Origin of the sequence: Streptomyces musisoli (assembly GCF_016741855.1) — a bacterium.
Taxonomy (GTDB): domain Bacteria; phylum Actinomycetota; class Actinomycetes; order Streptomycetales; family Streptomycetaceae; genus Streptomyces; species Streptomyces musisoli.
In genome coordinates this window covers 1-26,429 of record NZ_JAERRH010000023.1, presented here as the reverse complement: position 1 = coordinate 26,429, position 26,429 = coordinate 1, and the positions used below count along the sequence as shown (strand labels likewise).

The 26,429-nt window shown below is 67.7% G+C and carries 12 protein-coding genes; 7 read left to right on the top strand and 5 right to left on the bottom strand.

The window, feature by feature from the left end:
* Window positions 1-63 precede the first annotated feature (63 nt).
* Both JK361_RS34935 and JK361_RS34930 read right to left on the bottom strand, forming a co-directional pair.
* Window positions 64-792: a calcium-binding protein gene (locus tag JK361_RS34935; protein ID WP_236054124.1), complete on the bottom strand. Its 729-nt coding sequence runs from the start codon at window positions 790-792 to the stop codon at window positions 64-66.
* Window positions 793-1,567: 775 nt separating this feature from the next.
* Window positions 1,568-1,873, bottom strand: coding sequence for a MazG-like family protein (locus JK361_RS34930; protein ID WP_201826114.1), 306 nt, complete (start codon window positions 1,871-1,873; stop codon window positions 1,568-1,570).
* Window positions 1,874-2,419: 546 nt separating this feature from the next.
* Between JK361_RS34930 and JK361_RS34925 the strand changes: the two genes are divergently transcribed.
* Entirely contained in the window at window positions 2,420-3,718 is a 1,299-nt protein-coding gene (locus JK361_RS34925; protein ID WP_201826112.1) for a competence protein CoiA, read from the top strand.
* 52 nt (window positions 3,719-3,770) lie between these two features.
* On the opposite strand, the gene JK361_RS34920 is transcribed toward JK361_RS34925, so the two are convergent.
* Both JK361_RS34920 and JK361_RS34915 read right to left on the bottom strand, forming a co-directional pair.
* The gene (locus tag JK361_RS34920; protein ID WP_201826110.1) at window positions 3,771-4,421 is read right to left on the bottom strand and encodes a DUF3223 domain-containing protein; all 651 of its coding nucleotides are present in this window, start codon (window positions 4,419-4,421) and stop codon (window positions 3,771-3,773) included.
* A gap of 407 nt (window positions 4,422-4,828) precedes the next feature.
* On the bottom strand, window positions 4,829-5,362 hold the full coding sequence (locus tag JK361_RS34915; protein ID WP_236054123.1) for a PDDEXK family nuclease: 534 nt from the start codon (window positions 5,360-5,362) through the stop codon (window positions 4,829-4,831).
* A gap of 2,785 nt (window positions 5,363-8,147) precedes the next feature.
* On the opposite strand from JK361_RS34915, the gene JK361_RS34910 reads away from it, so the two are divergent.
* The 3 genes from JK361_RS34910 (at window position 8,148) to JK361_RS34900 (ending at window position 21,432) form a co-directional block, all read left to right on the top strand.
* Window positions 8,148-12,371 (top strand): LamG-like jellyroll fold domain-containing protein, encoded by a 4,224-nt coding sequence (locus tag JK361_RS34910; protein WP_307787392.1) that lies wholly within the window; start codon window positions 8,148-8,150, stop codon window positions 12,369-12,371.
* Between the two features lie 111 nt (window positions 12,372-12,482).
* Window positions 12,483-18,971: an RHS repeat domain-containing protein gene (locus JK361_RS34905; protein WP_201826107.1), complete on the top strand. Its 6,489-nt coding sequence runs from the start codon at window positions 12,483-12,485 to the stop codon at window positions 18,969-18,971.
* A gap of 1,540 nt (window positions 18,972-20,511) precedes the next feature.
* On the top strand, window positions 20,512-21,432 hold the full coding sequence (locus JK361_RS34900; RefSeq protein WP_201826105.1) for an MBL fold metallo-hydrolase: 921 nt from the start codon (window positions 20,512-20,514) through the stop codon (window positions 21,430-21,432).
* 15 nt (window positions 21,433-21,447) lie between these two features.
* Here JK361_RS34900 and JK361_RS34895 read toward each other — a convergent pair whose 3' ends face one another.
* Window positions 21,448-22,230 carry a DUF3103 family protein gene (locus tag JK361_RS34895; protein WP_236054135.1) on the bottom strand — a complete coding sequence of 261 codons (783 nt, stop codon included), beginning with the start codon at window positions 22,228-22,230 and terminating at the stop codon, window positions 21,448-21,450.
* 752 nt (window positions 22,231-22,982) lie between these two features.
* Here JK361_RS34895 and JK361_RS34890 point away from each other — a divergent pair.
* The 3 genes from JK361_RS34890 (at window position 22,983) to JK361_RS34880 (ending at window position 26,015) form a co-directional block, all read left to right on the top strand.
* Window positions 22,983-24,902 carry an nSTAND1 domain-containing NTPase gene (locus JK361_RS34890; protein ID WP_201826103.1) on the top strand — a complete coding sequence of 640 codons (1,920 nt, stop codon included), beginning with the start codon at window positions 22,983-22,985 and terminating at the stop codon, window positions 24,900-24,902.
* Window positions 24,899-25,327, top strand: a complete 429-nt coding sequence (locus JK361_RS34885) for a hypothetical protein (RefSeq protein ID WP_201826101.1) — start codon at window positions 24,899-24,901, stop codon at window positions 25,325-25,327. Before JK361_RS34890 ends, JK361_RS34885 begins: the two co-directional genes overlap by 4 nt.
* Window positions 25,328-25,862: 535 nt before the next feature.
* Window positions 25,863-26,015 carry a hypothetical protein gene (locus JK361_RS34880; protein WP_201826099.1) on the top strand — a complete coding sequence of 51 codons (153 nt, stop codon included), beginning with the start codon at window positions 25,863-25,865 and terminating at the stop codon, window positions 26,013-26,015.
* The last annotated feature ends 414 nt before the right edge of the window (window positions 26,016-26,429 follow it).

Sequence of the window (26,429 nt, the reverse complement as noted above, 5' to 3'; positions counted from 1 at the left end):
CCGCACGACGGCCCCCGGGGCGGTCATGGGCAGTGCGAGCGGCCCTGCCAGGGAGGAACGGGGTCAGATGACGTCGACGTAGTCACCGGCGGCGGTGGCTGCGGGGGTGGTGGAGGTTCCGGCGAAGACGTAGCGGTAGTAGCCGTCGGCGGTGGCGTTGACGGTGGTGTTCAGGTTGCCGGTGCTGTTGGTTGTGATCGTCTTGACGGTGGTGTAGGCACTGGTGTTCTTGGGTCGGTATTGCAGTTTCACCTTCTGGCCGCTGTAGCCGGCCCATTTGCGCGTATTCCAGTTCGCCCGCGTCAGAGCCCCGGTGACGGTGATTGTCCGGCCCCTTCGCACGGGCTCGGGGGAGGCGTTCACGCTGAGCTTGGAGGCGCGCTGCACCTTGGTGACGGCGTAGTCGTAGACGGCGGTCTGCGTGCGGTCCTTGCCGTTGGCCCAGGCGGCGATGTGCCAGGTTCCGGCCTGTGTGTTGGAGACCACGTTGCTCATGTCGCGGGTGTCGGCCTCCACCTGGAAGTTCATGGTGCAGGTGGTGGAGGTGCCGCTGGTGGTGCACCGCGGAGCGTCGTAGGACAGGGCCCGGTCGCGACTGGCGTAGGTGCTGCCATGCCACAGGTTGACGTCGGCCACCGATATCCCGGCGGTGTAGGTGGCGGTGATCTGGGCGCTGAACTTGGTGACCGTGGTGGGGCCGACCACAATGTTCTTGCCCTTGTTGACCACGACCTTGGTGATGACCGGTCCGGGTTCCGCGTGGGCGGGGGCTGCGAAGAGGGGGGTCAGCAAGGCGGCAGTCGCTGTTGCAGCAATCGCTGCGGCATGTGTACGCATTCGAGTCCGTATCGAAGATGGCCGGTCTCGGGTAGCTTGTGGCCACCGAAAACCGTGCGGATCATGAAGGTCGTAATCTCAGACCCCGGCAGGCAGGTCAGGGTTGTACGCGGATCGCAGCTGTCTCGCTGCGAACTTCCCTTACGCGCTCACCGTCCGGCCCGGACGCGCGCAGATCGACAGTCCCGGCCGGCCATACGCCGCCGACCATCCAAGGCTGCACCGCGTCCGTCAGCTTCTCCGAGAACCGGTCACCACCGCCGGCTGCCAGGTGGGCGGCTCATTGCCGTACCGCACCCCGGGCGGCACCGCCGACGGCTGCGGTGCCCGTAAGCGACCAGGCGCCGGCCGCACCGCCGTGGTGCACCTGCACCTCACGGTCGCCACCGGCGACCCCGCTCACCCTGCTCCCACCTGTCTCCTCATCCCACGCCCCACCGGCATGTCCCCCACCCGGGCCAGTGCCCCATCATGATCCCGTGCCCACCTGCGCAGCCAGGGCAGATACCTGCACCGCGGGCACAGGCATGCAGTGCGGCGCACACCGCCCATGGCCACCAGCGCCGCTGCTGCTCACCACCCGGTGCGCTGACATGCCGGCCCGACCAGAGCTCGGTTCCTGATGGCCGGGATGCGGTGCGCAGACAGCGGGGCCAGTCTGCAGCGGCGCATCGGGCACCGTCTGACCCCCTCTGCCGAACCGGCGCGACCGGCCAGGGAACCGCCCGGCCTATTCCTCCCCGGTCCGCAGGAGGGTGCCGTCGGCCCCCGGGACGTAGGTACGACGCGCATTCTTCTCGATCTTGCGCGTGACTTCCTCATCCAGGTCCACGCCCTGCATCTGGGCAAGCCCCACCAGGTAGAGGAACACGTCGGCCAGCTCTTCGCCCCGGTCGGGGAGCTGCTTACGCCAGGCTGTGAAGGCTTCGCCGACTTCCGCCGTCAGGAGCCCGAACTCCAGCGGCACATCAGTGATGTTGAAACCCTTGCTGAGTTTGTTCTCCCATGCGAGCCTCTGGGCCTCGGCGATGTCCACGGTAGTCCCCTGAGCAGTGCGATCCGCTGTCGTGGAAAACCTAGCGAGAGCAGCGGGATGAAAGGGGGGGAGCCCACGTGGGTTCAGCCACCCAGGCCGTCCGTGTACGGGCGGATGCCAGGTGGGGAAAGGGTTGACCCGGATCGCGCATGCACGGGCTCGGGATCCCCCGGCTCCTTGTCCTGGTCTCTGGGCGGTGTGCTCCCGCCGTGCTACGACTCGGCGTGTGTCTGATCGGAGTTGGGTCCAAGGCCTGTGGTGGAAGTGCTGGAGCCGACTCGTAGCGGCCCCGCACGGCTGATCCGCGAGCCGGCCCGCGTGCCCGTAGGGTCCTCGCCTCCGAGGGCACGGCGGCCGCTGCCGCTGTGGTGCGTCCGACACTGGCACGGTTCAGGCGCTCGACGGCTTCGGGAGGCATCGGATACCTGCAGTCCAGGGCGGTGTGTCAGCGGCGCGTGCTATCTGCTGTTGCGAGCCGTGCCGTTCACCGCGCTGCACCCAGATGCCGGCCGACTGGATGCCACCCAGCATGATCTCGGCTGCGCGATGAGCTGGGCCCAGGTCTACAAGGTGCGGCCCCGGGTTCCCCTGGCCTGCCCCGGGTGCGGGTGGGCCGTGCATGCCAAGCACTCCCCCCAGGGTGTGCGGTTCTTCTGCCACGACCCGGGCCGCGACGGCACCTGCGAACTGGGCGGCGAATCGTGGGAACACCACATGCTCAAGCTCGAGCTGGCCTCGGCAGTCTGCGCTGCCGGATGGAACGCCGCCCTCGAGGTAGCGGGAGGTGACGGCGCATGGCGCGCGGACGTGATGGCATCCTCCCCCGACGGCAGCAGGCGCATCGCCTGGGAAGCGCAACTCTCACCGATCACCGACCGGGACATCTTGGCCCGCACCGCCCGCTACGCAGCCGAGGGCATCGGGGTGTGCTGGGTGTCCCCGGGTCCCCAGGCACCTCCGTGGATCGACGTGGTCCCGGCCGTACAGGTCAGCGCCCCCGACCAGCACGGGCAGTGCTGGAGGGTGGTCGACGGCCTGGGAGGATTCGACGCCGCCGCCGGGACCTGGGTGTTCAAACCGCAGGACCTGGGGCGGTTCGTGAGATGGGTGCTGTCCGGCAGCGTCACCTCCGTCGCCAGCCTGCCGCACTACACGTCCGCACCACGGGGCTCCGGCGGCCACTACGTGCAGCGTCACCTGTGGTGGACCTCCGCCCAGTCCGAGCGCGCGCAAAGCGAGCACGACCGCAGACGCCAGGAGCAGGCCGAACGAGCCGACAGAGCCCGCCGGGAGGCCGCGGACCGCCGCGCCGCACGCCAGCAGCAAGAATTCCAGCGCATGCAGCAACTGAAGCGGCGCCGACAGAGTCAGCTCGTGCCGACTCCCGAAGACGAAGAGATCCTCCGCGCCCAGGCACAGGAGCAGCGGCGCTTGGAGCAGGCATGGCGGCGGCAGCGCGAGCAGGAGGCCGCGAAGCTACAGGAGCTGGCCGGTCGGGCGGTGGAGGTGGCACGGGCGTGGTGGCAGGACGTGCCACCACGGCAGCGTGCCGAGCTGTTCGCTGCGGTCGTCGAACGGGCCTGGGCCGACGAAGAGGTACGGGTGGAGATCCCCGAGAGGCCGCAGGTGTCCGAGAGCTTCGCATACGGCATCCCGCTCTTCACGACGGGGCGGCTGCGCGCCCTGTACGGGATCGTGCGTCCGTGCCCCGAACTCGTCTGCCTCTCCCCGCAGCTGGAGTTCCAGCACCTCGTGGTGCGTGATGAGCAGGAAGCCCGTCAGCTGGCTGGAGTGATGTCGCCGCGGGCCCGGATCACGAACCTCTGCCTCTCCAGGGACGCGTAGACAGGTGCGATGCCCGGTCCGGCGCGGCCGGACGGCGGGACGTGTGCGGCCGTCATGCGCGCGGCCGGCGCAAGTTCTCCTGCGACGACAGCAGGCCGAGCACGGCGTGTTCAGCGTGGTGGCTGCGCCACCGCTCGGCGAGGGCGCGGTCGGTGAACGTGCCGATGCCCTGGTCTGCGGAGGAGTTCAGCTCGATCGCGTCCCAGCCGCCGACCGCCGCGGCGAAGGTGGCGGCGATCTCGGCGAAGGTCGGTCCGCGGAAGTAGCTGACGTGGGTGTCGCCGTAGTCGAGCGGTGCGCCGGACTGGTCCGACACGAGGGAGCCCGCCGCCACCCGGGCGGTGAAGTAGGCGCTCACCTGGTCCTCGACCTCGGCGCGCATCGCGCTGGAGACCTGTTGGCGGTAGGTGGGCGGCTTCAGGCACGCCAGGTAGGAGAAGTCGATGCGGGTGCCGTCCGTGCGGACGACCGCGAAGCCCGGATGGGGGCCACGCAAGGGCGGGGCGATGACGAAGGAGTCCACACCCGAACCGATCTTGTCCGGGGCTTCTTCGTGCAGGTCGAGAAGGTCCAGCAGGAGCAGGTGATCTGCCGGCCGGTCCACCGTGCTTCCCACCTCGTACCCGTAGAGCACCGCACGGACGGCGTCCCCGGCCGCCTGCTTCGTGGGGTACCGGCGATGACCGATCCGGAATTCCGGCATGTCTCAACTCCTGTGCCAGCAATATCCGTTGCGAGGCGCCCGCTGAGAGCGGGGGGCTCGTGCACGAGTATCCCTCACATAACCCAGCGTTTCTGCCGAGTTGCCGGATACATCCCTGGAAGTCGGGCTGCGGCGCCGCTACCCCCGTGTGCCGGCCTGCAGACCTGCCCTCTGCCGGGGACAGGTGCGGACACCTCGCAAACCGGCCCCCACGGGATGTGCGCGGCGCGCCGCCGGGCAGCGCCGCGCACATCCCCGCCCGTGCCAGTGCGCGGCAGGTGTCGTCCGTCGGTTGTACCGGGCGCGCACACTCGCTTCCCACCGCCGCAGCCCGCACCGCAGTCCGCCACACCCTCGATTGCCTGCCGCGCCTGGTGCCCTGACATCCACAGCGAGACGATACCGATCTACAAGGCCGGTTTCTGGTGCCGGGCGAGGAGTTCGGTGAAGAAGTCTTGCACCAGCTGTTTGGCGTGGGGCTGGGTGAGTTCCCAGCCGCCGAAGCGGTAGATCTCGTATCCGGCCAGCCGCAGCCGCCGGTCCTCGGCGACCATCTCCGCGTACAGCCGCGGCACGGCGGTGTGCGTGATCCGCCCCGTGTCGTTGGGCGGGTTGGGGCGGCCGTAGTGCTGGACGCCGTCGACCTCGATGACGATGCGGGAGCGGTCCGGGGCCAGGAGCAGAAAGTCCATGCGCTGGCGGGGCAGCGCGCCGGACTGCTTGCCACTGCGGCGGGTGTAGGGGTTGTAGTGGAGGTAGACCTGGGGGATCAGCGCGGGCAGGTCGAAGCCGCCGTCCTCGGCGTAGCGGGCGCAGTACGTGCGCATCACCAGCTGCTCGGGCACGGAGTCCAGCGACCGGTACAGACGCCGATACAGACCGCTCGCGGCGGTCATCTCATCGGTGTCCGGCTGGTGGTTCTTCTTCCACCAGGCGGCCATCTGCCGTCAGGTAAGGCCCTGCGGCGGCAGCGGATCGGTGACGACCGCCGGCACCAGCACCGCGTCGGCGGGGAGGACGCCAGCGACCCGGCCATGTCGACGTGCCACGGAGCACCCCCGCGTCGGCGGGGAGGACGTGAGGGTCAGCCTCTTCTTGCGGCGGGGGATCGGAACACCCCCGCGTCGGCGGGGAGGACGCCGAGCTCACCGATCCCGGAGGTGGCTAGCGGAACACCCCGGCGTCGGCGGGGAGGACCGACCCGCGTCCGCCGGGCTGCGGACGCTCTACGGAATACCCCCGCGTCGGCGGGGAGGACGAAGAGAAGGCACGGATGGCCGCCCACGATGACGGAGCACCCCCGCGTCGGCGGGGAGGACGAAGAGAAGACACGGATGGCCGCCCACGATGACGGAGCACCCCCGCGTCGGCGGGGAGGACGCCGAGCTCGCCTACCTGGCCGGCTGGACCGCCGGAACACCCCCGCGTCGCCGGGGAGAACTTCGCACTCGGCCCCGAGGACGCCGAAGGCTACGAAGCACCCCCACGTCGGCGGGGAGGACGACCAGGTCAGCAGCTCGCTCTCGGCGTTCCACGGAGCACCCCCGCCTCGGCGGGGAGGACTCCGCCGTCCTCGGCCTCATCGTGTCGCTCGGCGGAACACCCCCGCGTCGGCGGGGACGACGACGGCGTGTTCGTCCTCCACTGGCTGGACGACGGATCACCCCCGCGTCGGCGGGGAAGACCGCACCGTGTCCGAGACCGTCGGCTGCGACCGCGGAACACCCCCGCGTCGGCGGGGAGGACACGAACGTGGCCGGCAGCGAGCGCTACACGCACGGAGCACCCCCACGTCGGCGGGGAAGACTGCGCGGCCGAGTCGTCGGACGGGGGCAGCGCCGGAACACCCCCGCGTCGGCGGGGAGGGCAGCGACCCTATGACTCGCCTTGACGCCCTCCTCGGAACACCCCCGCATCGGCGGGGAGGACCACGGGCGTTTCGACTCCCGCGCACTCGACGCCGGAACACCCCCGCGTCGGCGGGGAGACCCAGATGGGGGGCAGCAGAAGACCGCGTCCAACGGAACACCCCCGCGTCGGCGGCGGAGAGGACTGCAGCCACGACCCGTCCTCGGCCGTGAACACCGGAACACCCCCGCGTCGGCGGGGAGGACCCGTCCACGCGCTGGATGATCCGGAACGTGGTCGGAACACCCCCGCGTCGGCGGGGAGGACGGTGCGGTGGTGGGGCCGAGCGCGTCGAGGTTCGGAGCACCCCCGCGTCGGCGGGGAGGACTTTGTGCCCGACTTGGTGAGCGCGTTCAGCTGCGGAACACCCCCGCGTCGGCGGGGAAGACAACGGCGTCTTCGTGGAGGACTACTGCCACGATGGAACACCCCCGCGTCGGCGGGGAAGACGTCGCCATCGTCGTCAGCAACCAGCTCGACACCCCCGCGTCGACGGGGAGGACACGCCGGTGACCTTGACGGGGAAGACGTCCATCGGAGCACCCCCGCGTCGGCGGAGAGGACTCCCGGATTCAAGTCATCCACCGTGCGTTCATCGGAACACCCTCGCGTCGGCGGGGAGGACGAAGTCCTCGACCACCTCGACCTGCTCATCGACGGAACACCCCCGCGTCGGCGGGGAGGACACGGTGGCAGACCTCGAAGAGGCCGTCGCGTACGGAAAACTCCCGCGTCGGCGGGAAGGACAGCATCGTGGCGCCCGGGAATGGCATTTGTCGCGGAGCACCCCCGCGTCGGCGGGGAGGACGACGAAGCCCCGGGGCCGCAGGGCTCCCGGAGCGGAGCACCCCCGCGTAGCCGGGGAGGGCGCTGACCCGTGCTTGGCTACCGCGGCGTTGTACGGAGCACCCGCGTCGGCGGGGAGGAGTCGGTCACCTTCAACCAGGACGGCTGGACCCGCGGAGGACCCCCGCCTCGGCGAGGAGGACGCGGGGTCCTTCATGGCGGCCGTCGTCCATTGCGGAGCACCCCCCGCGTCGGCGGGGAAGACTCGGCGGAGCGGACCGCCAGCATCCGTCGGACGATCCGCGGTCCGGAGCACCCCGGGTCGGCGGGGGGACACCGCGCGGACGTTGGACAGGGCCTTGTCGAACGGAACACCCCCGCATCGGCGGGGAGGACTACGACTCCCGCAAGGGCACCGTGATGAAGGCCGGAACACCCCCGCGTCGGCGAGGAGGACAGCTCTGCGATTCGCTTGTCAGCGAAGAGGAGTTGCTGCGGGACCTGCAAGGCGTTCTTGTTGGAGCGGTGCTCTCGGGTGAGTCACTCCCTCAGGCTTAGCTCTTGTGTAATTGCCGCGTCTCGTGAGATCGCTGGCGGGTCCGCTGCTCGAGGGCTTGGCTCCAGCACATACCACGGTCTCCACGAACAGGGCCGACGGCGACTGTCGGAGCAGCTACTTTCAGTCACAGTGCCGGACAAGCGGCGTTGATGCATGGTGGACCTCATAAGCCCTGTTCAGCGTGGGTGCGGGGGCAGCCGCTAAGGGTCGGTGACGGTGCAGTCCTAGACTCACACTCCATAACAGTCCGTGTGTTTCATGTCACTTGGCGTTCTGCTTCTCTTTGGCTTCTCTGGCGCGTGATGTCCGTTTGTGACCGTCTGGACCTCTGCTTGATCTCATGTTTAACGTCATGTGAACGATCTGTAAGGGGTCAGTCACAACGGGGTTGGGGTCTGGGGAGACCCTGCGGGGGAGGGTGTGTCATGCCGGTGGGGAGACGATGGTGCGTTACGGGCGCGGTGGTGTGCGCAGTGACGCTGGGCCTTCTCCCGTCAGCAAACGCGCTGGGGGCTGTTGGCAGCGAGACGTCGGCCGGCCGGACGTCGCAGGTGTCGGATGCTGGGGATGCCGGGACGGCCTCAGCTGGCACCGAAGCTGAGGCGGTCGCCAGTGCCAAGCGTTCGGGCCGGCCCGTGGAGATCATTTCCCTGCGGGGGGAGAGCAGTGAGGTTTTCGCGAACCCGGACGGCAAGTTGGAGGCACGCGAGCACCTTCGTCCCGTGCGGGTACGCGTCGACGGGGTGTGGAAGGCCATCGACACCGACCTGACCCAGACAGGCGATGGGATGGTGGCGCCAAAAGCCACGACCATCGGTCTGCAGTTCTCCGGCGGCGGCGACGCACCCATGGTCAGGATGACGAAGGCCGGACGTGAACTGGCCTTGTCATGGCCGGGAAAGCTGCCCGCTCCACAGCTCCAGGGCGACACCGCAACCTATCCGGACGTCCTGCCGGGGGTCGACCTGCGGTTGGGGGCACAGCAGGACGGCTTCACCCAGCTGCTGGTGGTGAAGTCGGCCCAGGCCGCTGCCAGCAAGGAACTGACCGAACTGCGCCTGAAGCTGGACGCCAGCGGCATGGAGGTGAAGGAGACCGGCGCCGGCGGCCTGCAGGCCGTGGACAAGGGAGCCGGAAGCGCGGTGTTCGAGGCGGCACAGCCGCTGATGTGGGACTCCAGCCCAGGCACCTCGGCGCAGAAGGCGCCGGGCGCACGAACCTTGGCGGCGCCGAAAGCGGCCCAGGGCCCCACCGATGACGCCGAGCCGGGCGCGGCTGAGTCGGGCAAGCTCGCCCCGGTCGGTGTGGAGGTTCCCGCCGGCCAGGACGAGCTGGTGCTGACACCGGACACCGAGGTCCTGACCGGCAAGGACACCGTGTACCCGGTCTTCATCGACCCCAAGTGGGACACCCCCAAGGCCACGGCCTGGACGGTGGCGTCGAAGTACTGGGCGTCATCCCCGCAGTGGAAGTTCAACGGTGACCCGGACGCCGGCCTGGGCTACTGCGCCTGGTACTACTGCAAGCCGTATGACACCAAGCGGCTCTTCTACCAGATCCCGGTCTCGAAGTACGCGGGCAAGGACGTCCTCTCGGCCGAGTTCGTCGTGCGCAACACGTGGTCGGCTTCCTGCAGCGCGCGAGGTGTGCAGCTCTGGCGGACGAAGGCGATCTCATCCGCGACCACGTGGGACTCCCAGAACGCATCCGGTTTCTGGATCGACCACCTGAGGACGACACCGTTCGCCTACGGCTTCGAGGGGTGCGCGGCCAGAGACGCCGAGTTCGACGTGAAGTCGGCCGTGCAGCAGGCAGCGGACGCGAAGTGGTCGACGATGACGTTCGGCCTGCGCGCCGACGACGAATCCGACGCGTACGGCTGGAAGCGGTTCTCGGACGATGCCTATCTGCGGGTGAAGTACAACCGGCCTCCGCAGCAGATCAGAATGTCGCAGCTGGACATGGAGTACGGCGGTACCTGCAAGAGGCCGTCGGATGCTCCGCGGGTACGTTCTCTGGGCAAGATCTACGTCGACGACGTCACCGATCCCGACGGCGACACCATCAGGGTGCAGTTCCGTGCCGAATGGGATGGCGGCAAGTGGACCCCGGATGCGACCGGCTACAAGAAGTCGGGATCTGGCTTCAACGGCACCCTTCCGTCGTCCATCCCTGAAAACAAGGCGATCCACTGGTTCGTCCGTTCCTACGACGGCGCCCAGTACTCCCCATGGTCCTGGGCCGGCGGTGCAACAGCCTGCTACTTCATCTACGACAAGCATGCGCCGGCATCGCCCACCGTTTCCTCGGGTGACTACCCTCCCTCCGACCCGTCGGACCCGGACGACGAGTGGTTCGACGGCCTCGGCAAGTACGGCACGTTCACAGTCGGCGGCAACGACCCCCAGACGGTGAAGTACCTGTGGGGCATCAACGTCGACCCGTCGTCGAAGAATGCCATCACGACTTCGAGCGGAGCGTCCAGATCGCTGAAGCTGTTGCCGCCGAAGGTCGGGGTGAACACCCTCTACGTCTCCTCCGTCGATGCGGCAGGCAATATTTCCGCGCCTGCCGGATACCGGTTCAGGGTCAAGGCCGGCCAGCCAGAGCGCGCGATGTGGCAACTGGACGATGCGGCCACCACAGCCACCGCTTCGGGCACGGCCCCGGAACGAACGGCGCGTCTGAACGGTGGGGCCACGCCGCACGTTGCCGGGGCCAAGGGCACAGCCGTGTCGTTCGACGGCGTGGACGACTACGCCGTCAGCGACATCCCTGTCATCGACACCTCAACAAGCTTCTCTGTCTCCACCTGGGTCAAGCTCGACACTGTCCCCGACCACGCGGCCGTTGCCATCACCCAACCCGGCAACAACTCGCCCGGGTTCGAGCTCTACTACTCCGCGGGCCTGGACCGATGGGTGTTCAGCCAGCACACCTCTGACACGCTCAACTCGGGCAGCGTCACGGTCAAGGCCCCCACCGCAGGGGGCGTGAAGGCCGGCGACTGGACCCACCTGGTGGGCACCTACAGCGCGGGCAGCGACGAACTGAAGCTGTACATCAACAACCAGCTCGTGGGCACGACCAGTTACAGCACCCCCTGGGACGCGCGGCGCGGCCTGCAGTTCGGTGCGGCGAGCCTGAACGGCAAGAGGACGAACCACTTCCCCGGTGTGATCGACGAAGTGCAGATCTTCGACAAACCCCTCACGGCGGCCGAGGTGACCCAGCTGTACGGCAAGTCGTCCTCCACCCTCGGCCGACCCGCACGGGCCGTGTTCACGATGGACGAGTCGGACACCGCCACCGAGCTGACCGGCAGGGCCGAGGTCCCGGACGCCACCCTCATGAACGGGGCCAAGCCCGGACAGCAGGGCATCGCCGGCAAGGACCTGACGCTGGACGGAGTCGATGATTACGCCACCACCAGCCGGCCGATTCTGAACAACCTCAACAGCTACACCATCTCCGCCTGGGCCAAGCTGCCGAAGACCAAACCGAACCATGCGGCGGTCGTCGCCACCCAGGCGGGCGCCCACCGCTCGGGTATGGAGCTTTACTACTCCAACACCTCCGACCGGTGGGTGATCAGCGAGTTCTCGGACGACTCCGCAACCGCCACCCCGATCCGCGCCATGCAGGCCGACGGGCAGACCGCTTACGGCGACACCTGGACACACCTGGTCGGCGTGCACGACACCGTCGCCAACAAGCTGACCCTGTACGTCAACGGCACCAAGGCCGGTGAAACAGACCTGCAGGCGAGCTGGTACGCCAGCGGCCCGGTACAGATCGGCGCCGGCTCCAACGACAGCCGGCCCGACTGGTACTTCCCCGGCCAGATCGACGACGTCCGGCTCTTCGACCGACCCGCGTCCGCCCAGGAAGTGCAGCAGCTGTTCAAGCAGCGACCTCTGGTAAAGGGACGCTGGACGTTCGAGCAGGCGACCGGCTCGCCGCTCATCACGCCGGACGCCTCCACGTCGAACAACGACATGACCCTGTACGGCGTCGATCACCTCAATGGTGGCCTGGCCGACGGCGGCAAGGCCGACGGCGGCGTGACCCTCGACGGCATCAACGACTACGGAACAACTGCCACGGTGCCCGTGGACACCAGTGGCAGCTTCACGGTCACTGCATGGGCACAGGCGGCAGCGGTCCCCGCCAAGGGCGTCACCCTGCTGAGCGTCCCAGGCACGAAGAAGAGCGCCTTCACGGTCCGCTACGAACCGTCCACCACGCCAAACTCTGACCCCGGACGATGGCGGATCGCGATGGCCGCGGCTGACGCCGACAATGCCACCGTCGCCCAAGTCGACAACAGCCAGTTTTACTGGCCCACCGACTGGACGCACCTGGCCCTCGTCTACGACGGCTTTTCCAAGCACCTGACCTTGTACGTCAACGGCGAGCAGGAAGAAGTCGCCTGCAAGGACAACGACGGTGACGGGGCCGCCGACGATCCCGCGTGCACGGACAAGTTCTCGTGGGCGGACGATGTACTGGCCTTCAAAGCTGCGCAGCCGATGCAACTCGGCAGAGCCAAGACCGGAACTAACACTGGCAGTGAGTACTGGCCGGGGGCCATCGCCGACGTATGGGCCTTCCAAGGCGCGCTGTCGGACGAGCAGATCAGATCGGTGGCCGTGGGACAGCCCGGGATGGCAACCGAAGTACCCGGCGTCAACTGACAGCCGGCGGGCCCTCACCCGTGAGGGCCCGCCCCGGCAACCCCACTTCACTTCAGCCCACCGTGCGCTCGGTACGCACGCGGAGCACCGCAGCGAAGGACGAAGGACACGATGAACGGCAGATCGAGCAGACGCTTCCCGGGCTTCCGGCGACGCCTGGCACTGGCTTCGGCCACGGTCATGGTGGGCACGCTCCTGCAAGGAGTCACGCAGCCCGCTCTCGCCGCGGACAGCGGCAAGGGACGGCCCTCCCTGCCTGCCTCCGAGCGCCCGGTTGCCACCACGACCGGCAAGGTAAAGCCACGCACCCTGATGAAGGGACCGCGGACCCCGCAGGCGATACCCGACGCTGCCTGGCCCAAAGCAACATCCACGGTCCTGCACATGCCTGCTGCCGCCGAGAAGAACTCCGCGCCGGCCGTCCGTGTCAAGGGTCTGCCGCTGACGCTCGACACACAGGGCACGGCGCGCAAGGAGCCCTTCCGCGGGGACGTCGAGGCACGCCTGCTCAGCCGCGCAGCGGCACAGAAGGCCGGTGTCGACGGCGCCCTGCTCACGCTGAAGCCCGTTACCAAGCCCACGTCCAAGACCGGGCAGGTGGGCCGAGTCCAGGCTCACCTTGACTACTCCGGCTTCGCCGGCGCTTACGGCGGCGGATACGCCTCGCGCCTGACCATGGTCGAGCTGCCTGCCTGCGCGCTCACCACGCCGGACAAGGCTGCCTGCCGCTCCAGCAAGCTGGTCCCCACGGTCAACGACGCGGAAAAGCAGACCCTGACCGCGCAGAACGTGAGCCTCAACGTGGGTTCGGCCACGGTGCTCGCCGCTGTCGCCGGCGCGCAGAGCGATAAGGGTGACTACAAGGCGACCTCTCTTTCGCCCTCGGCGACCTGGAACACCAGCCTCAACACTGGTGATTTCACCTGGTCCTATGACATGCCGGCCCCCGGGGTCCCCGGCGGACTCGCGCCCAAGGTGGGGCTGTCCTACTCCTCGGGATCGGTCGACGGCCGTACGGCCAACACCAACAACCAGGCCTCCTGGGTGGGTGACGGCTTCGACCTGTGGTCTGGCTACATCGAGCGCCGCTACAAGCCGTGCGCCGACGACGGCGTCAAGCACGCGGACGGCAGCAAGCCGGGCGACCTGTGCTGGGGCTACGACAATGCCTTCATCACCTTCAACGGCAAGGGCGGCGAGCTCGTCCCTGCCGGCAAGGACTCCTGGAAGTTCAAGGACGACGACGGAACGAAGGTCGATCACCTGACCTCCAGTGCCCGGGGCAACGGCGACAACGACAACGAGTACTGGCGCCTCACCACAACGGACGGCACGCAGTACTACTTCGGCTACAACCGCCTGCCCGGCTGGGCCACCGGCAAGGAAGCCACCGACTCCACCTGGACAGCCCCCGTTTTCGGCGACGACGCTGACGAGCCCTGCCACGCAGCCGCTTTCGCCGACTCCTACTGTCAGCAGGCCTGGCGGTGGAACCTCGACTACGCGGTCGACGTGCACGGCAACGCCATCGCCTACTACTACGACAAGGAAACCAACGCCTACGGCCGTAACCTCGAGGCCAAGGACGACACCCCCTATGTGCGCGGCGGCACTCTGGACCGCATCGAATACGGACTGAAGTCCTCGTCCGTGTACAGCACCAAGGCCCTGGCCAAGGTCGACTTCACCAGCGGTGAGCGCTGCCTGCCGAACACACACACCAAGTGTGCGGACATCTCCACCGACGCCTTCTACTGGTACGACACGCCCTGGGACCTGAACTGCGACATCGGCAAGGACTGCGACAAGGGCCGCTTCTCGCCGGCGTTCTTCACCCGCAAGCGGCTTACCGATGTCACCACCGAGATCTACAACGGCACCGCGTACCACGACGTCGACTCCTGGCATCTGGACCACCGCTGGGGGATGGCAGACACCGACTACCAGCTGCTGCTCGACTCCGTCCAGCACACGGGACGCAGCGCCGAACCGGCGATCGCCCTGCCGAAGACCACCTTCGCGTACACGCAGCTGGCCAACCGGCTGGACAAGACCGGTGACGGTTTCCCGCCGTTCATCAAGGACCGCTTGTCCACGGTCGCCGACGAGTTCGGCGGCCAGATCGACGTCAACTACTCGGCGCCCGCCTGCGACTGGGACACGCTGCCCACGCCCGAGACCAACACCACCCGCTGCTTCCCGCAGTACATCGGCGGCAGCTCTTCGGACGACGCAGAGCGGAAGTGGTTCAACAAGTACGTCGTCACCTCCGTCACCGCCACCGACCGCACCGGCGGCGCCCCGGACCAGGTCACCCGGTACGACTACCTGGACGGCGCGGCCTGGCACTACGACGATGACGACGGGCTGACCAAGGAGAAGGAGAAGACGTGGTCCCAGTGGCGCGGCTACGGCCACGTCCGGGTCCGCACCGGCGGCCAGGGCGGCGACGCCGCCATGAAGACCCAGCAGGACAGCTACTTCCTGCGCGGCATGGACGGTGACCGCAAAACCACCAGCGGAGGCACCAAGAACGTAAGCATCAGTCTCGCCGACGGTGAAGGTGATCTGATCACCGACCACGAGTCGGCGGCAGGCTTCTCCTACAAGACTCTCACCTACTCAGGCCCCGACGGCAAGGTCCTCACCAAGGCTGTCAACCGCCCTTGGCACCACGAGACGGCGAAGAAAGAGCGGAGCTGGGGCACCGTCACCGCCAACTTCACTGGCACCTCCGGCTCCAAGACCTGGACGTCCCTGGACAACGGCGCCGGCACCTCCTGGCGCACCACGTCCACGGCCACGACCTACGACACCGTCGCCGGACGCGCCACGCAGGTCGACGACTTCGGGGACAGCGGCATCAAGGCGGACGACACCTGCACCCGCACCACCTACGCCACCAACTCCACCGCCAACATCCTCACCCTGCCCTCCCGCGTCGAGACGGTGGCCAAGTCCTGCTCCGACGCGGTCAGCCGCCCGGACGACGTGATCTCGGACGTGCGTACCGCCTACGACGGTGCCGCCTATGAGGCGGCCCCGACCAAGGGGGACCCGACCAGCACCGCGGTGCTCAAGCAGTACGACGGCACCACCGCCGTCTACCTGGAGTCCGGAACCACCTACGACGACTACGGACGCCAGCACACAAGCACCGACCTGACCGCGGACGTCAAGGTCACCGCCGCCGGCACGGTCACCCGCACCGAGCGTTCCGACGGCCGCACCACCACCACAACCCCGGAACCCACCACCGGCTTCGCGACCAAGGTCAGCACCACCACACCGCCGGCCAAGACCGGTGACGCCACCACCGCTCAGACCTCGAGCGTCACCTACGACCTCCTGCGCAACCTGCCGAAGACCCAGACCGACACCAATGGCAAGGTGACCAACTTCGACTACGACGCGCTGGGCCGCTCCACCAAGGTCTGGCTCGCCGACCGCCTCACCGGCCAGACCCCCACCTACGAGTTCACCTACACCACCGGCGACAGCAAGCCGGTCGCGATCGCCACCAGAACACTCGGCAACAACGGCGCACAGCTGACCTCGTACGCCCTCTACGACGGTTTCCTGCGGCCGCGCCAGAGCCAGGCCCCCGGCCCGGACGGCGGCAGCCTGCTGACCGACACCTTCTACGACGACCGCGGCCTGGTAACCAAGGAATTCGCTTCCTACTACTCGACGAAGCCGCCGACGACCGTCCTGGTCAAGCCGGAAGACGCCCTCGACGTCGAGACCCAGAGCCGCTACACCTACGACGGCCTCGGCCGGCAGACCGAAGCCAAGCAGCTCGCCGGCAACGGCGACGGCGGACCCGTGCTGTCCACCACCAGGACCATCTACGGCGGCGACCGCACCACCGTCATCCCGCCCGAGGGCAGCACCGCCACCACCACCCTCGTCGACGCACGGGGCCGCACCACGGCGCTGCGCCAGCTCCACGCCCGCAACGCCGACGCCGCCTACGACACCACCACCTACGACTACACACCCCGCGGCAAACTCAAGAAGGTCATCGACCCGGCGGGCAACACCTGGTCGTACACCTACGACCAGCTCGACCGGCAGATCAAGACGGTCGACCCGGACAAGGGCACCACCCTCAGCACCTACGACGACCGCGGCCAGCTCACCACCACCGACGACGCCCGCCCCGACAGCGCCACCGACGACCGTCCCGACACACCCCGCCTGTGGTACGGCTACGACAACCTCGGCCGCAAAACAGAGGTGAGGGAGAAGTCCTCTACCGGCACCCTGCGCGCCCAGTGGGTGTACGACACCGTCAGCGGCGCTAAAGGCCAGCTGGCCGCGTCCACTCGCTACGACGGCACCAACGCCTACACCACCAAGGTCATCGCCTACGACCGCCTCTACCGGCCGCAGAGCACTTCGGTCACCATCCCGGCCGCGGAGAAGGAGCTAGCCGGCACCTACATCTCCACCACGTCGTACAACGTGTCGGGGCTCACCGGCGGCGTCGGCTACCCGAAGGCCGGTGCCCTGTCCGCGGCAACCGCCGTCTACACCTACGACGACGCCACCCTGCGCCCGACCGCCGTCACCGGCAGCCAGGGCGTCAAGGCGACCACGAGCTACAGCTTCACCGGCAAGCCCCTGCAGTACGAGCTGTCAAACAACGGCGGCAAGAAGACCTGGGCCACCAACACCTACGAATGGGGCACCCAGCGCCTGGCCTCCTCCCGCGTGGACCGGGAGGAGATCGCCGGTGTCGACCAGAGCAACAGCTACCACTACGACGAGACGGGCAACGTCCTGTCCGTGTCGGACGTCTCCCGCGACGGCACCGACGCCCAGTGCTTCACCTACGACTACCTGCGCCGCCTGACGGAGGCCTGGGCGCAGAACACCACGTCCTGCGCCACCACTCCCAGCGGCAGCGACCTGGGCGGCCCCGCCCCCTACTGGCAGTCCTACACCTACGACCTGGTCGGCAACCGCCGCACCGAGACCCTGCACGACATCACGGGCGACGCCGCCAAGGACATCAAGCGGACCTACGCCTACCCCGATCCGGGGAAGGCCCTGCCGCACGCGCTGTCCTCGGTGACCACCACCGGCCCCACCAGCACAGTCCAGGACAGCTACCAGTACGACGAGACCGGCAACACCACCACCCGCACCCTGAACGGGGACGACCAGAACCTCGCCTGGGACCCCGAAGGCCACCTCGCCAAGGTGACCGCCGCAGGCAAGACCACCGCCTACCTCTACGACGCGGACGGCAACCGGCTGATCGCCCGCACGCCCACCGAGACCACCCTCTACCTCGGCGCCACCGAGATCACGCTGTCCAAGGGCAGTACCGCTCCGAAGGTCACCCGCTACTTCGACCTCGGCGGCGGCAACCAGGCCGTCCAGCAAGACGACGGCACTGTCTCCTTCACCCTCGCCGACCACCACGGCACCGCCCAACTCGCCGTAGCAGCAGACACACAGAAACTCACCCAGCGCCGCACCCTGCCCTTCGGCGGCATCCGCGGAGCCAAGCCGACCGCCTGGCCCGGAACCAAGGGCTTCGTCGGAGGCACCGACGACACCAAGGACACCGGCCTCACCCACCTCAGCGCCCGCGAGTACGACCCGACGACCGGCCGGTTCATCAGCGTCGACCCCATCCTCAACGTCTCCGACCCACAATCCCTTGGCGGTTATTCATACGCCGGTGGAAATCCGCTTACCTTCAGCGATCCAAGCGGGACAATCCGCCTGGAGCCAAACGGAGATCAGTGCAGAGGCGGCTGGCAAAAGTGCGGGCCCGGTACAGGAAGCACGGGGAGTGGAACTGGTACAGCCCACACCGGCAACACTGGACAGTCGGGAACGGCGCCCTCAGGCCCCACCGGTGGAGTGGGTGGAACGATGACATGCGGAGTGCTCTTTGAGGTGCCATGTGCGCCGCCTGCACTTGGTCCGCAGGTAGGGCCGACACAGTTCCAGCTCCCATACCTACCGCCTGGCATCGCAGCGCCCTCGTACATGAAGGCCCGCGCTTGCAGTGGTATGCCGGCAATGTTGATGTGCAACCCGGAGGATGCAGTTACAGGGGGAGGCCGAGATGACTTGCGTATTATTGGCCTCAAATGGGCGGCCGGGATGCTAGACGGCGCCACAGTCTACGGTGAAGACAGTCGTGTTGCGCAGCAGGTCATGATGAGCGACATAACAGCGCAGCAGCGCAAAGAAATCACTCGGCGGTGGATGCAAGGAAAGACCGAAGGGACGCTTGAACCCTACTCGATCGGGAAAAAGAGCGGGTCCGGGAAAGTGAAGCAATTCCTGGCCGATCAGTGGTCGATCATCACGGGGGATCACAATGCATCCACGGCTGTCCTCGGCTCCTACGCAGCGGACTATAAAATTCTGCGTGCTAGCGATACGGGCATCCAGGCCCGAATCACCATCAAGAACAACATGACAATGTCCTCTTTTGCTCATATTGCCACCGGATACGGCACGGCGGCTGACAGGTTCGTGCAGCGTTACGACAATGACGGTATCGTGGCGGGTGGCCACGCTGCGGCATCGCATTATATGGAGATTTCTTTCAGAGTGGTTATTCCATTCTGAACGCCGAGGGGGATGTTGTGCGACAAAGGAAGAATGATGCGGTGCGCCTTCGTGCTGCATCTAGAGTGGCGGCGCTTATGGTCCTTGCGTCTATTGCAGCTGTCGGATGTTACTCCTCCACCGATTCTGCCAAATATCCGCAAGGTGCATTTGTGCGAGAGGACTCTTTGGTGGGTCGTTGGAACGGCGATGGTGGGACCCTCAAGCTCGATGCGAATGGAGAGTTCTCTGCGGTCAAACTGAAACTGCGCTATTTTGAATGCTCCTCCGAAAGCCTCCTGGCTAAAACTGGTCATGGGGCATGGGAGGTGGCTAGAGGTCGGCAGGCGAGTGAAATACAACTGCGGTTTGTCGATGGGTGCTCCGCCACCATATGGGCGGGTAAATCCAGCAAGGAATCCATCCTCTGGGGCGTCGACACGAATAATGATCAGGTCGTCATCCTCCGGCGATAATTTTCTGAGGGCCCGCGCCACTTAGAGCCAGTACGAACTCACTCCCGCCCACCTGCGTTTTAGCCGCTGTAAGCCCCAGTAAATCGCACCCCCCTTAACGGGCATACCAGAGAATGGTGCGTCGGTGTGGGATGTGGGGCCGGCGGGGTGGAAGCCTGGTTGGCGGCTGTCCGGGGCCAGGGTGCGCAGGCGCAGGCGCAGACGCAGCGCGGGAGCAGATGGCACAGGCGGTCTACCGGTTTTTATGCCTTTGTCGGGGCCCGGTACGGGGGTTGGGTGGAGGAGGTGACGGGCCGGCCGGTACCGCGTCCCGTGGATGAGTTCAACCGGCCCCGGCGGCTGACCCGGGTCGGGGTGCGGGTCCGCCGTCGGCGGGTGAGGTGGAGGCTTGTTCCAGGCGTGGCGGGCTTCGCTGTGGCCTGGCGGCTGGGCGAGGTGTGGCCCCAGTGCGATCGCAGTGGATCTCGCCGACCAGACGTCCCTTCATCCCTGCATGCGCGGGGAGCAGTTGACGGCGGTGGTCACGTCACGCCGTCTCGGGATCATCCCCGCATGCGCAGGGAGCAGCCGACGTGCACAGCATTCAGTACAGCGTCCCTGGGCCCATCCCCGCATGCGCGGGGATGGGCCCAGGCATTTTGCGACTGGTCATCGGGAACCCCCGTGTTCCCCGCGCCTGCGGGAATGGTCCATCACCGCCATCATGGGCACGTTGGCGGAGTCCGGCCAGGTGACTTCTGCGCCGCCGCGGCTGCTGGGGGGTGTGGGTGTCCGGCCGGCCGGCTGCACGCCAGCACAACGCATCTCGCTGGTGGGAGGAAAACGGCATGGGACGTGCCCACTTGCCCTGGGATGCGACGGCGTTCGGCCGCAGGCGCGGGCAGTCCGTGGACGACCGCAGTCGGGCTGCCGCCGCCCCGGCCGCGCAGGCACGCGTCGACGATCTCGACGGGAAGTCCGCGCCGGCTCCCGCTGCGCGCCTCGGGTCCCAGGGAGAAAGGCATGTACCTCAGCCTAGGCGGGCCGTCCGGTCCTCCCGTCACGCCGCCCTCGCCCGGCGGGTCGTGATGGGCCAGGATGCCCGTATGAGAACGCCCTTCGGCCGTCCGAGTCTGCGCCCGTGCCTTCCGTACAAGCAGCCCGCCGCGCCCGGCCACGACGGGGTGGTCGCGTACTTCCTGGGCACCAGTTCCGTGCTGTTCTCCGACGGGGAGACCTCGGTGCTCAGCGACGGATTCATCAGCCGGCCGGGGCTGTTGCGGGTGGCGGCGGGCAGGATCTCGCCCGACCGCGCGCTCGTGCGCGCCGCGATCGACCGGCTCCGGGCGCGGGACCTCGCGGCGGTGTTCTGCGCTCACTCCCACTACGACCACGCCCTGGACGCCCCGGTGTGGGCGCTGGAGACCGGCGCGGACCTGATCGGCTCACGGTCCACCGCGAACATCGGCCGGGGCTCGGGCGTGCCGGAGTCGTCCCTGCGCGTGGTCGCGGACGGGGACACGGTGTCGTACGGGAGTTTCGGGCTGACCTTCCTGGACTCCGTGCACAGCCCCGGCGACCGCTTCCCCGGCACCGTCGACGAGCCCCTCGTCCCGCCGGCCCGCGCAGGCGCCTGGCGGACCGGCACCGCCTACAGTGTGGTCCTCTCCCATCCCGGGGGCCGTGTGCTGCTGCACGCCAGTGCCAACTTCCGGCCCGGCGCGCTGCGTGGTGTGGACGCCGACGTCGTCTATCTGGGTGTCGGCAACCTGGGCAGGCGACCGGCCGGGTTCGTGCGTGCCTACTGGGACGAGGTCGTGGTCACGACCGGGGCCCGCCGTGTCGTCCTCGTGCACTGGGACGACTTCTTCCTCGGCCTCCACCGGCCCCTGCGGCCCATGCCCTACGTCATGGACGACCTCGGCGTCACGACGGGCCGACTGCTGCCGCTGGCCCGTCGTGACGCCGTCGACGTCGTCATGCCCGTCGCCTGGCAGCCGTCCGCCCCGCTCGCGGGCCTCGGGTGAATCCTGGCCCGAGGGTCACAACTGCTCGACGAAGTACGGTTCGACGGTCATCCAGCCGTTGCCGGCGGCTCCATTGAGACGGCCCGTGGAGTTCCTGGCCAGGGTGTACCAGGACTCCACGTAGTCGGGGTCGTCGGTGAACCAGGAGTCGGGCATCGCCGACAGCACCGCGTTCACCAGCGGGATGTAGGTGCCCTGGTCGGTGACGGTCAGCAGGGCCGTGGTGAGGGCTTGGGCGAGCGATTTGTAGTTGGTGCCGTCGTCGTCCTCCATCATGACGACGTCGGCCAGGTTGTACTTGTAGTTGGACCAGTTGACCAGGATCTGGTTGGGGTAGTACACCGTCCCGTCGTAGTCGAGGTAGATCATGTCGACCGAGTCGACGCGCGCCTTGCCGTCCTGTCCGAAGCCGGTCACCAGCGAGAACGTCTCGGCCGCGCCCTTGAACCAGGGTTCCTGGTCGTCGTTCACCTCGACCGCGGTGACCTTGGTGGCCCACCAGCCGGCCGTGTCCGCGGCGTGCGCGCCCTGGGGCGCGGGTGTGCTGACGCCGTTGTCGGCGAGTTGCTCGCGGAGCACTCGGAGTCCGGCCTTGTGCGCCTTGGCCGCGTCGATGTCCAGGACGTACAGGGGGAAGGCGGGTACGTGTGTCGCGTCCACGGTGTGGCCGCGGCCCCGGCTGTCGAACGCCGTGATCGTCTTCGCGTGCTCGTCGGAGGCGGCGACCGCGACCCAAGGGGTCACGTCCGGGGTCAGACGGGCACGCATGGAGGCCGCGCCGAGACGCACGCGAAGCAGTGAACCGGTCGAGGCGGGCAGCCCCTTCAGCGCGGCGACCCGGCGGTTCGCGCCGGCCTCGTCAGCCGTGCCGGCTCAGGTCGTGGAAGAAGTCCTCGACCACGTGGAGTCGGCCCGCGCGGACGATGACAACTTCCAACCCCGCTGGTCGCCGGATGCGGTCGACTGGCGCAAAGAGGCATTGGGGTTTAACACGGTCGGGCGGAAACCGAGCCAAATCCGCTGGACTTAAGAAGTTCGTAGTTACGGGCTTGACAGACGTCGGCGATAAGAGCCGCACGAGCAATGTCACATACAAGCTACTTGAGTGAGGTGTGTCGACGTGGCTCCTGTGTCAGTAGGCTCTGGAGCCGCGCACGACAGCCGAGGCGGTGCAGCGACGACTGCCCGCCCGCGTACAGGGCGAGCTGGGCACGGTAGCCGTCCCACTTGGGTTATGCGCTGTTGAGCTGTCCACGATGAAGTCCAGCGCCATGTCGATCACGGATCGCGAGGGCACTTCACTCGCCGGGAACTGGCGTCGCCCTCTCTTCGCTCCATGGAGCCGCCAGCGGGGTGAACGCCGGTTGGGCATCAGCCTGGAGGCCGACGCCGCGCGACTGCGGAGCCTGCGCGCTGGACAAGTACGACCTGAAGCCGGGCAGTTGGCGGCCGGGAATGCGACCTTACTGGTGGGGTTGACGTGCTGTCATTGCGGAAGCCGCTGGACTACCGTGAGGTCTGGATCGCGCGTGGGCATGAAGGGGAGCGGAGTGGATAAGCAGCTTCCCGAAGCCTGGACGCGGGGAGGCTCCCGCGGTGGTGACCGATCGCTCCGTTCGGAACAGGCAGAGGACGTCTGCCCATATCCCGGCCTGGCCTCCTTCGGTGCCTATCAGGCACAGTGGTTCTTCGGCCGGGACGAACTGCTTGCACGGCTGATTGCTTGTCTCAGCGGGCGACTGCGCTCCGGTGGCGCGGTGGCGGTCGTCGGTCCGACGGGCGTGGGCAAGTCGTCGTTGCTGGCAGCTGGCCTGCTCCCCGCGCTTGCCGCCGGTGCCATCCCTGGCTCGGATCGCATGCCGGTGCTGTACTTCACCCCCACCGAACACCCGATGAAGTCCTTGGCCCTTCGCCTTGGGTCCCTCGTCGGCGTTCCGCCTGACAGCATGGCCGAGGCGCTGTCGGAGAATCCGGAGGGCCAGGCCGACAGACTCCGGGAGGCGGTCCCTGCACGGGCCAGCAGCGGAGTCGCTGATGCCTGCCTGGTCCTCGTGGTCGACCAGCTCGAAGAGGTCTTCACACTGTGCCCGGACGAGCAGGAGCGCCGCGACTTTCTCTGTTCGCTGTCCGCTCTGGCGAAACCAGGCCCCGACGGCACACCCCCCGTTGCACTGGTGGTGTACGCACTGTCATCCAACTACCTCGACGACTACCTCGTCCTCAGTGCCACGTACTCCGAGCTGGAGGTGGCATTGCGCGAACCCGTGTGGGTTGGGCCGCTGTCAGTCCCTCAGCTGCGAGAAGCCATCGTGCTGCCAGCTCAGGCGATGGGCCTGCAGATCGAGTCGGGTCTGACCGAGCTGTTGCTGCGGGATCTTGAGCACGTATCCGAAACCACGCGGCTGCCGTTGCTAGCGCACGCGCTTCGTGAGGTATGGCGCCGACGACAAGGCCACCGCCTGACGATCGCGGATTACGAGGCCACCGGCGGCATCCGACATGCTGTGGCGACCATGGCCGAACAGGTATTTGCCGGGCTGGATCCGGAAGACCAGCCGACAGCCAGAAGGATCTTCCTGCAGTTGGTCAGAGTGGCAGAGGACATTGAGCCGACCCGCCGGCGCGTGACCTGGATCGACCTTCTCGGCAATGACCGCGACAATTCCTCTGCTGAAAAGGTCCTGCACGCCTTCACCCAGAGCCGCGTCCTCAGCCTGGATCAGGAGACCGTGGAGATCACTCAGGAGGCACTGCTGTGGGCCTGGCCGCGTCTACGGACCTGGCTCTCCGACGAACGTGCTGGCCTCCTGGTTCGCCAGCAGATCGAGGATGCCGCAGTCGCGTGGCGGCGCCTCGGCCGCGCACCTAGTGCCCTGTATCGAGGCCACGAGCTAGCGGTGGCCCGCAGTTCGAATGAAGGCGGTCGTGACCTCAGTCCGGTCGCAACCGAGTTCCTCGACGCGTCGGTTCGGTGCCAGCGCCGTGCCGCTCGGCTCTTGGCCTTTCCTGTCCTGGTCCTGTTCGTGATTGCCCTGCTCACGGCCGGTCTGTTCCTGCTGCTGCGGGCTCTTCCCACCGCACACGGCGGGTGGTCGCTGGGGAGCTTCCTCGTGGTGTGGGCCATGTTGGCTGGGGGAGGGCTTCTTGCCTCGCGCCGCAGCCGCCATCTCGGACGCGCTCCGCAGCCGGAACATCAAGATCGCACCTTCGCCGCCCGAGCGAGCGTCTTCCTGGATGGGCTGCGGGATCTGTGGCCCTACCGATCCGGCGCGGGAGCAACTGCTGCTGGCCATCGAGTCCCGGTTCGCCCGGTTGTTGACAAGCCCTCCCGCGAGCAGAGTCGACGCAATGTCGATGAGGCCCTGCGCGAGAAGTACGGTCAACTCGGCGCACCGCCCGAAGCGTTGATCCAGTGGCCGGGCCCTACTCACGGCCGGCAGCCGGGAGAAGCCGAAAGGGACGAGCGGTGACCACGACACCCCCCGAGGAGCCAGGTGCTGCTGCCGCGATCGACGACGGCGCGCAGCCGGGCCAGGTGTCGACACCGTACTCGGCTCTGCCGGCCGCCAGCCAAGCGGAGGTATGGGAACGTGTAGTCCCAGGCGCCGGCGAACGCATCCTGCGGCTCGTGGAGCAGGACTTCGAGCGCCAAGCTGAGAAGCACCGGCAGTGGTGTCTCGACCGTGCCCATGAGCGCCGCTTGGACCTGGTCAATCTGGCACTGCGCGCAACCGGCATGATCGTTGGCAGCGGTGGTGTAGCCGGTTACCTCTGGGTCGCCAAATACTTTGTCGACCACGGTGCCGCGGCACCCGCGGCGGGCATGCTCGGCGGTGGTGTCGCGGCGCTCGCCGCAGCGTTCCTGGGCAGCTCAAAGCGAAACCCTCCTTCCTGAGCCCACCCACCCCGGACATCGAGCGCCGCCAGGTGCACCAAACACAGTCCACATCCGCGGACAAGGGACAAGGCCAAAAACCCTGTCCATAACTTCGGCTCCGCCGCCCACCCGGCGGCCAAAGGCAGGGCTGTCTACCGGTGTGCTCAGCATCGGCTCAGGCAGGGACCACGTCACATCCTCATGCCTTCCACCACGGCCGGCCGCCGTTCAGGTGCCTGCTCATTCGGCCTGGCGCGTGCAGGGAAGGCGGCGGTGCGAGCGTGGAGGAAAGCGGGTAGCACCGGCCATCGCGCTGGGTGGATGGATGGGAGCAGGGCCCCGGCTGGTCGACCGCCCGGCCGAAACGCTCGCTGATCCTGGTCCCACCTCCTGCCAGCGGGCACTTATCGCACAGGTAGGCAACGAGCGTGAGGGCCTCGGACACCAACTGTCCGAGGCCCTCACGCTGTCCGGGGTACCTGCGCCCTGATCTGGTGTTATCCCATGCAGGACCGTGGATTTTCGCGAGAGTTGCGAGGCTAACCCTCGTGTCTTGCAAGGTGCGGCCAGCGACGCGGACGGACCGCGCCACACCATCCGTACCTGGGAGTTCAACGTGAACAGTCTCGACATCCGAACCGCTCTGCTGCGCAAGGACCTGGTGCAGCGCGCCCACGGCACCTCGAAGCTGTGGGTGTCGCTCTGATGAACCACGACGGCGTCCTCGATGACCAGAGCAACAGGGTGCTCCGGCCCCGGGGATGCCGCTGGAGGAGAACGGGCTGAGCCTCGTACCGGGTCGGCCGGCTGCGGTACGACGGGCTGTGCCAGCTGCTGCCGCTGATCGCCGTTCGGGTGTCTGAGCGCGCGGAAGGCGAGCCGCCCGTGCCGCGACGACGGGGCATGGGCGTCGTGGTGCAGCCTCGGTCGGTTCGGGGTGGTGCCGCGGCGGACTCGGGGATCGGCTGCGGCACCACTCACCCCAGGGAACCACCTGACGCGCCGCACCGCGCACCTGTACCTGGACGTGCATGCGCAGCCGAACGGGTGGTCGGCCGCCGCGGCGAGCCATGCCGAACCAAGCAGTCGGCTCCCTGTCTTGCCCGAATGGTGTGCTCGG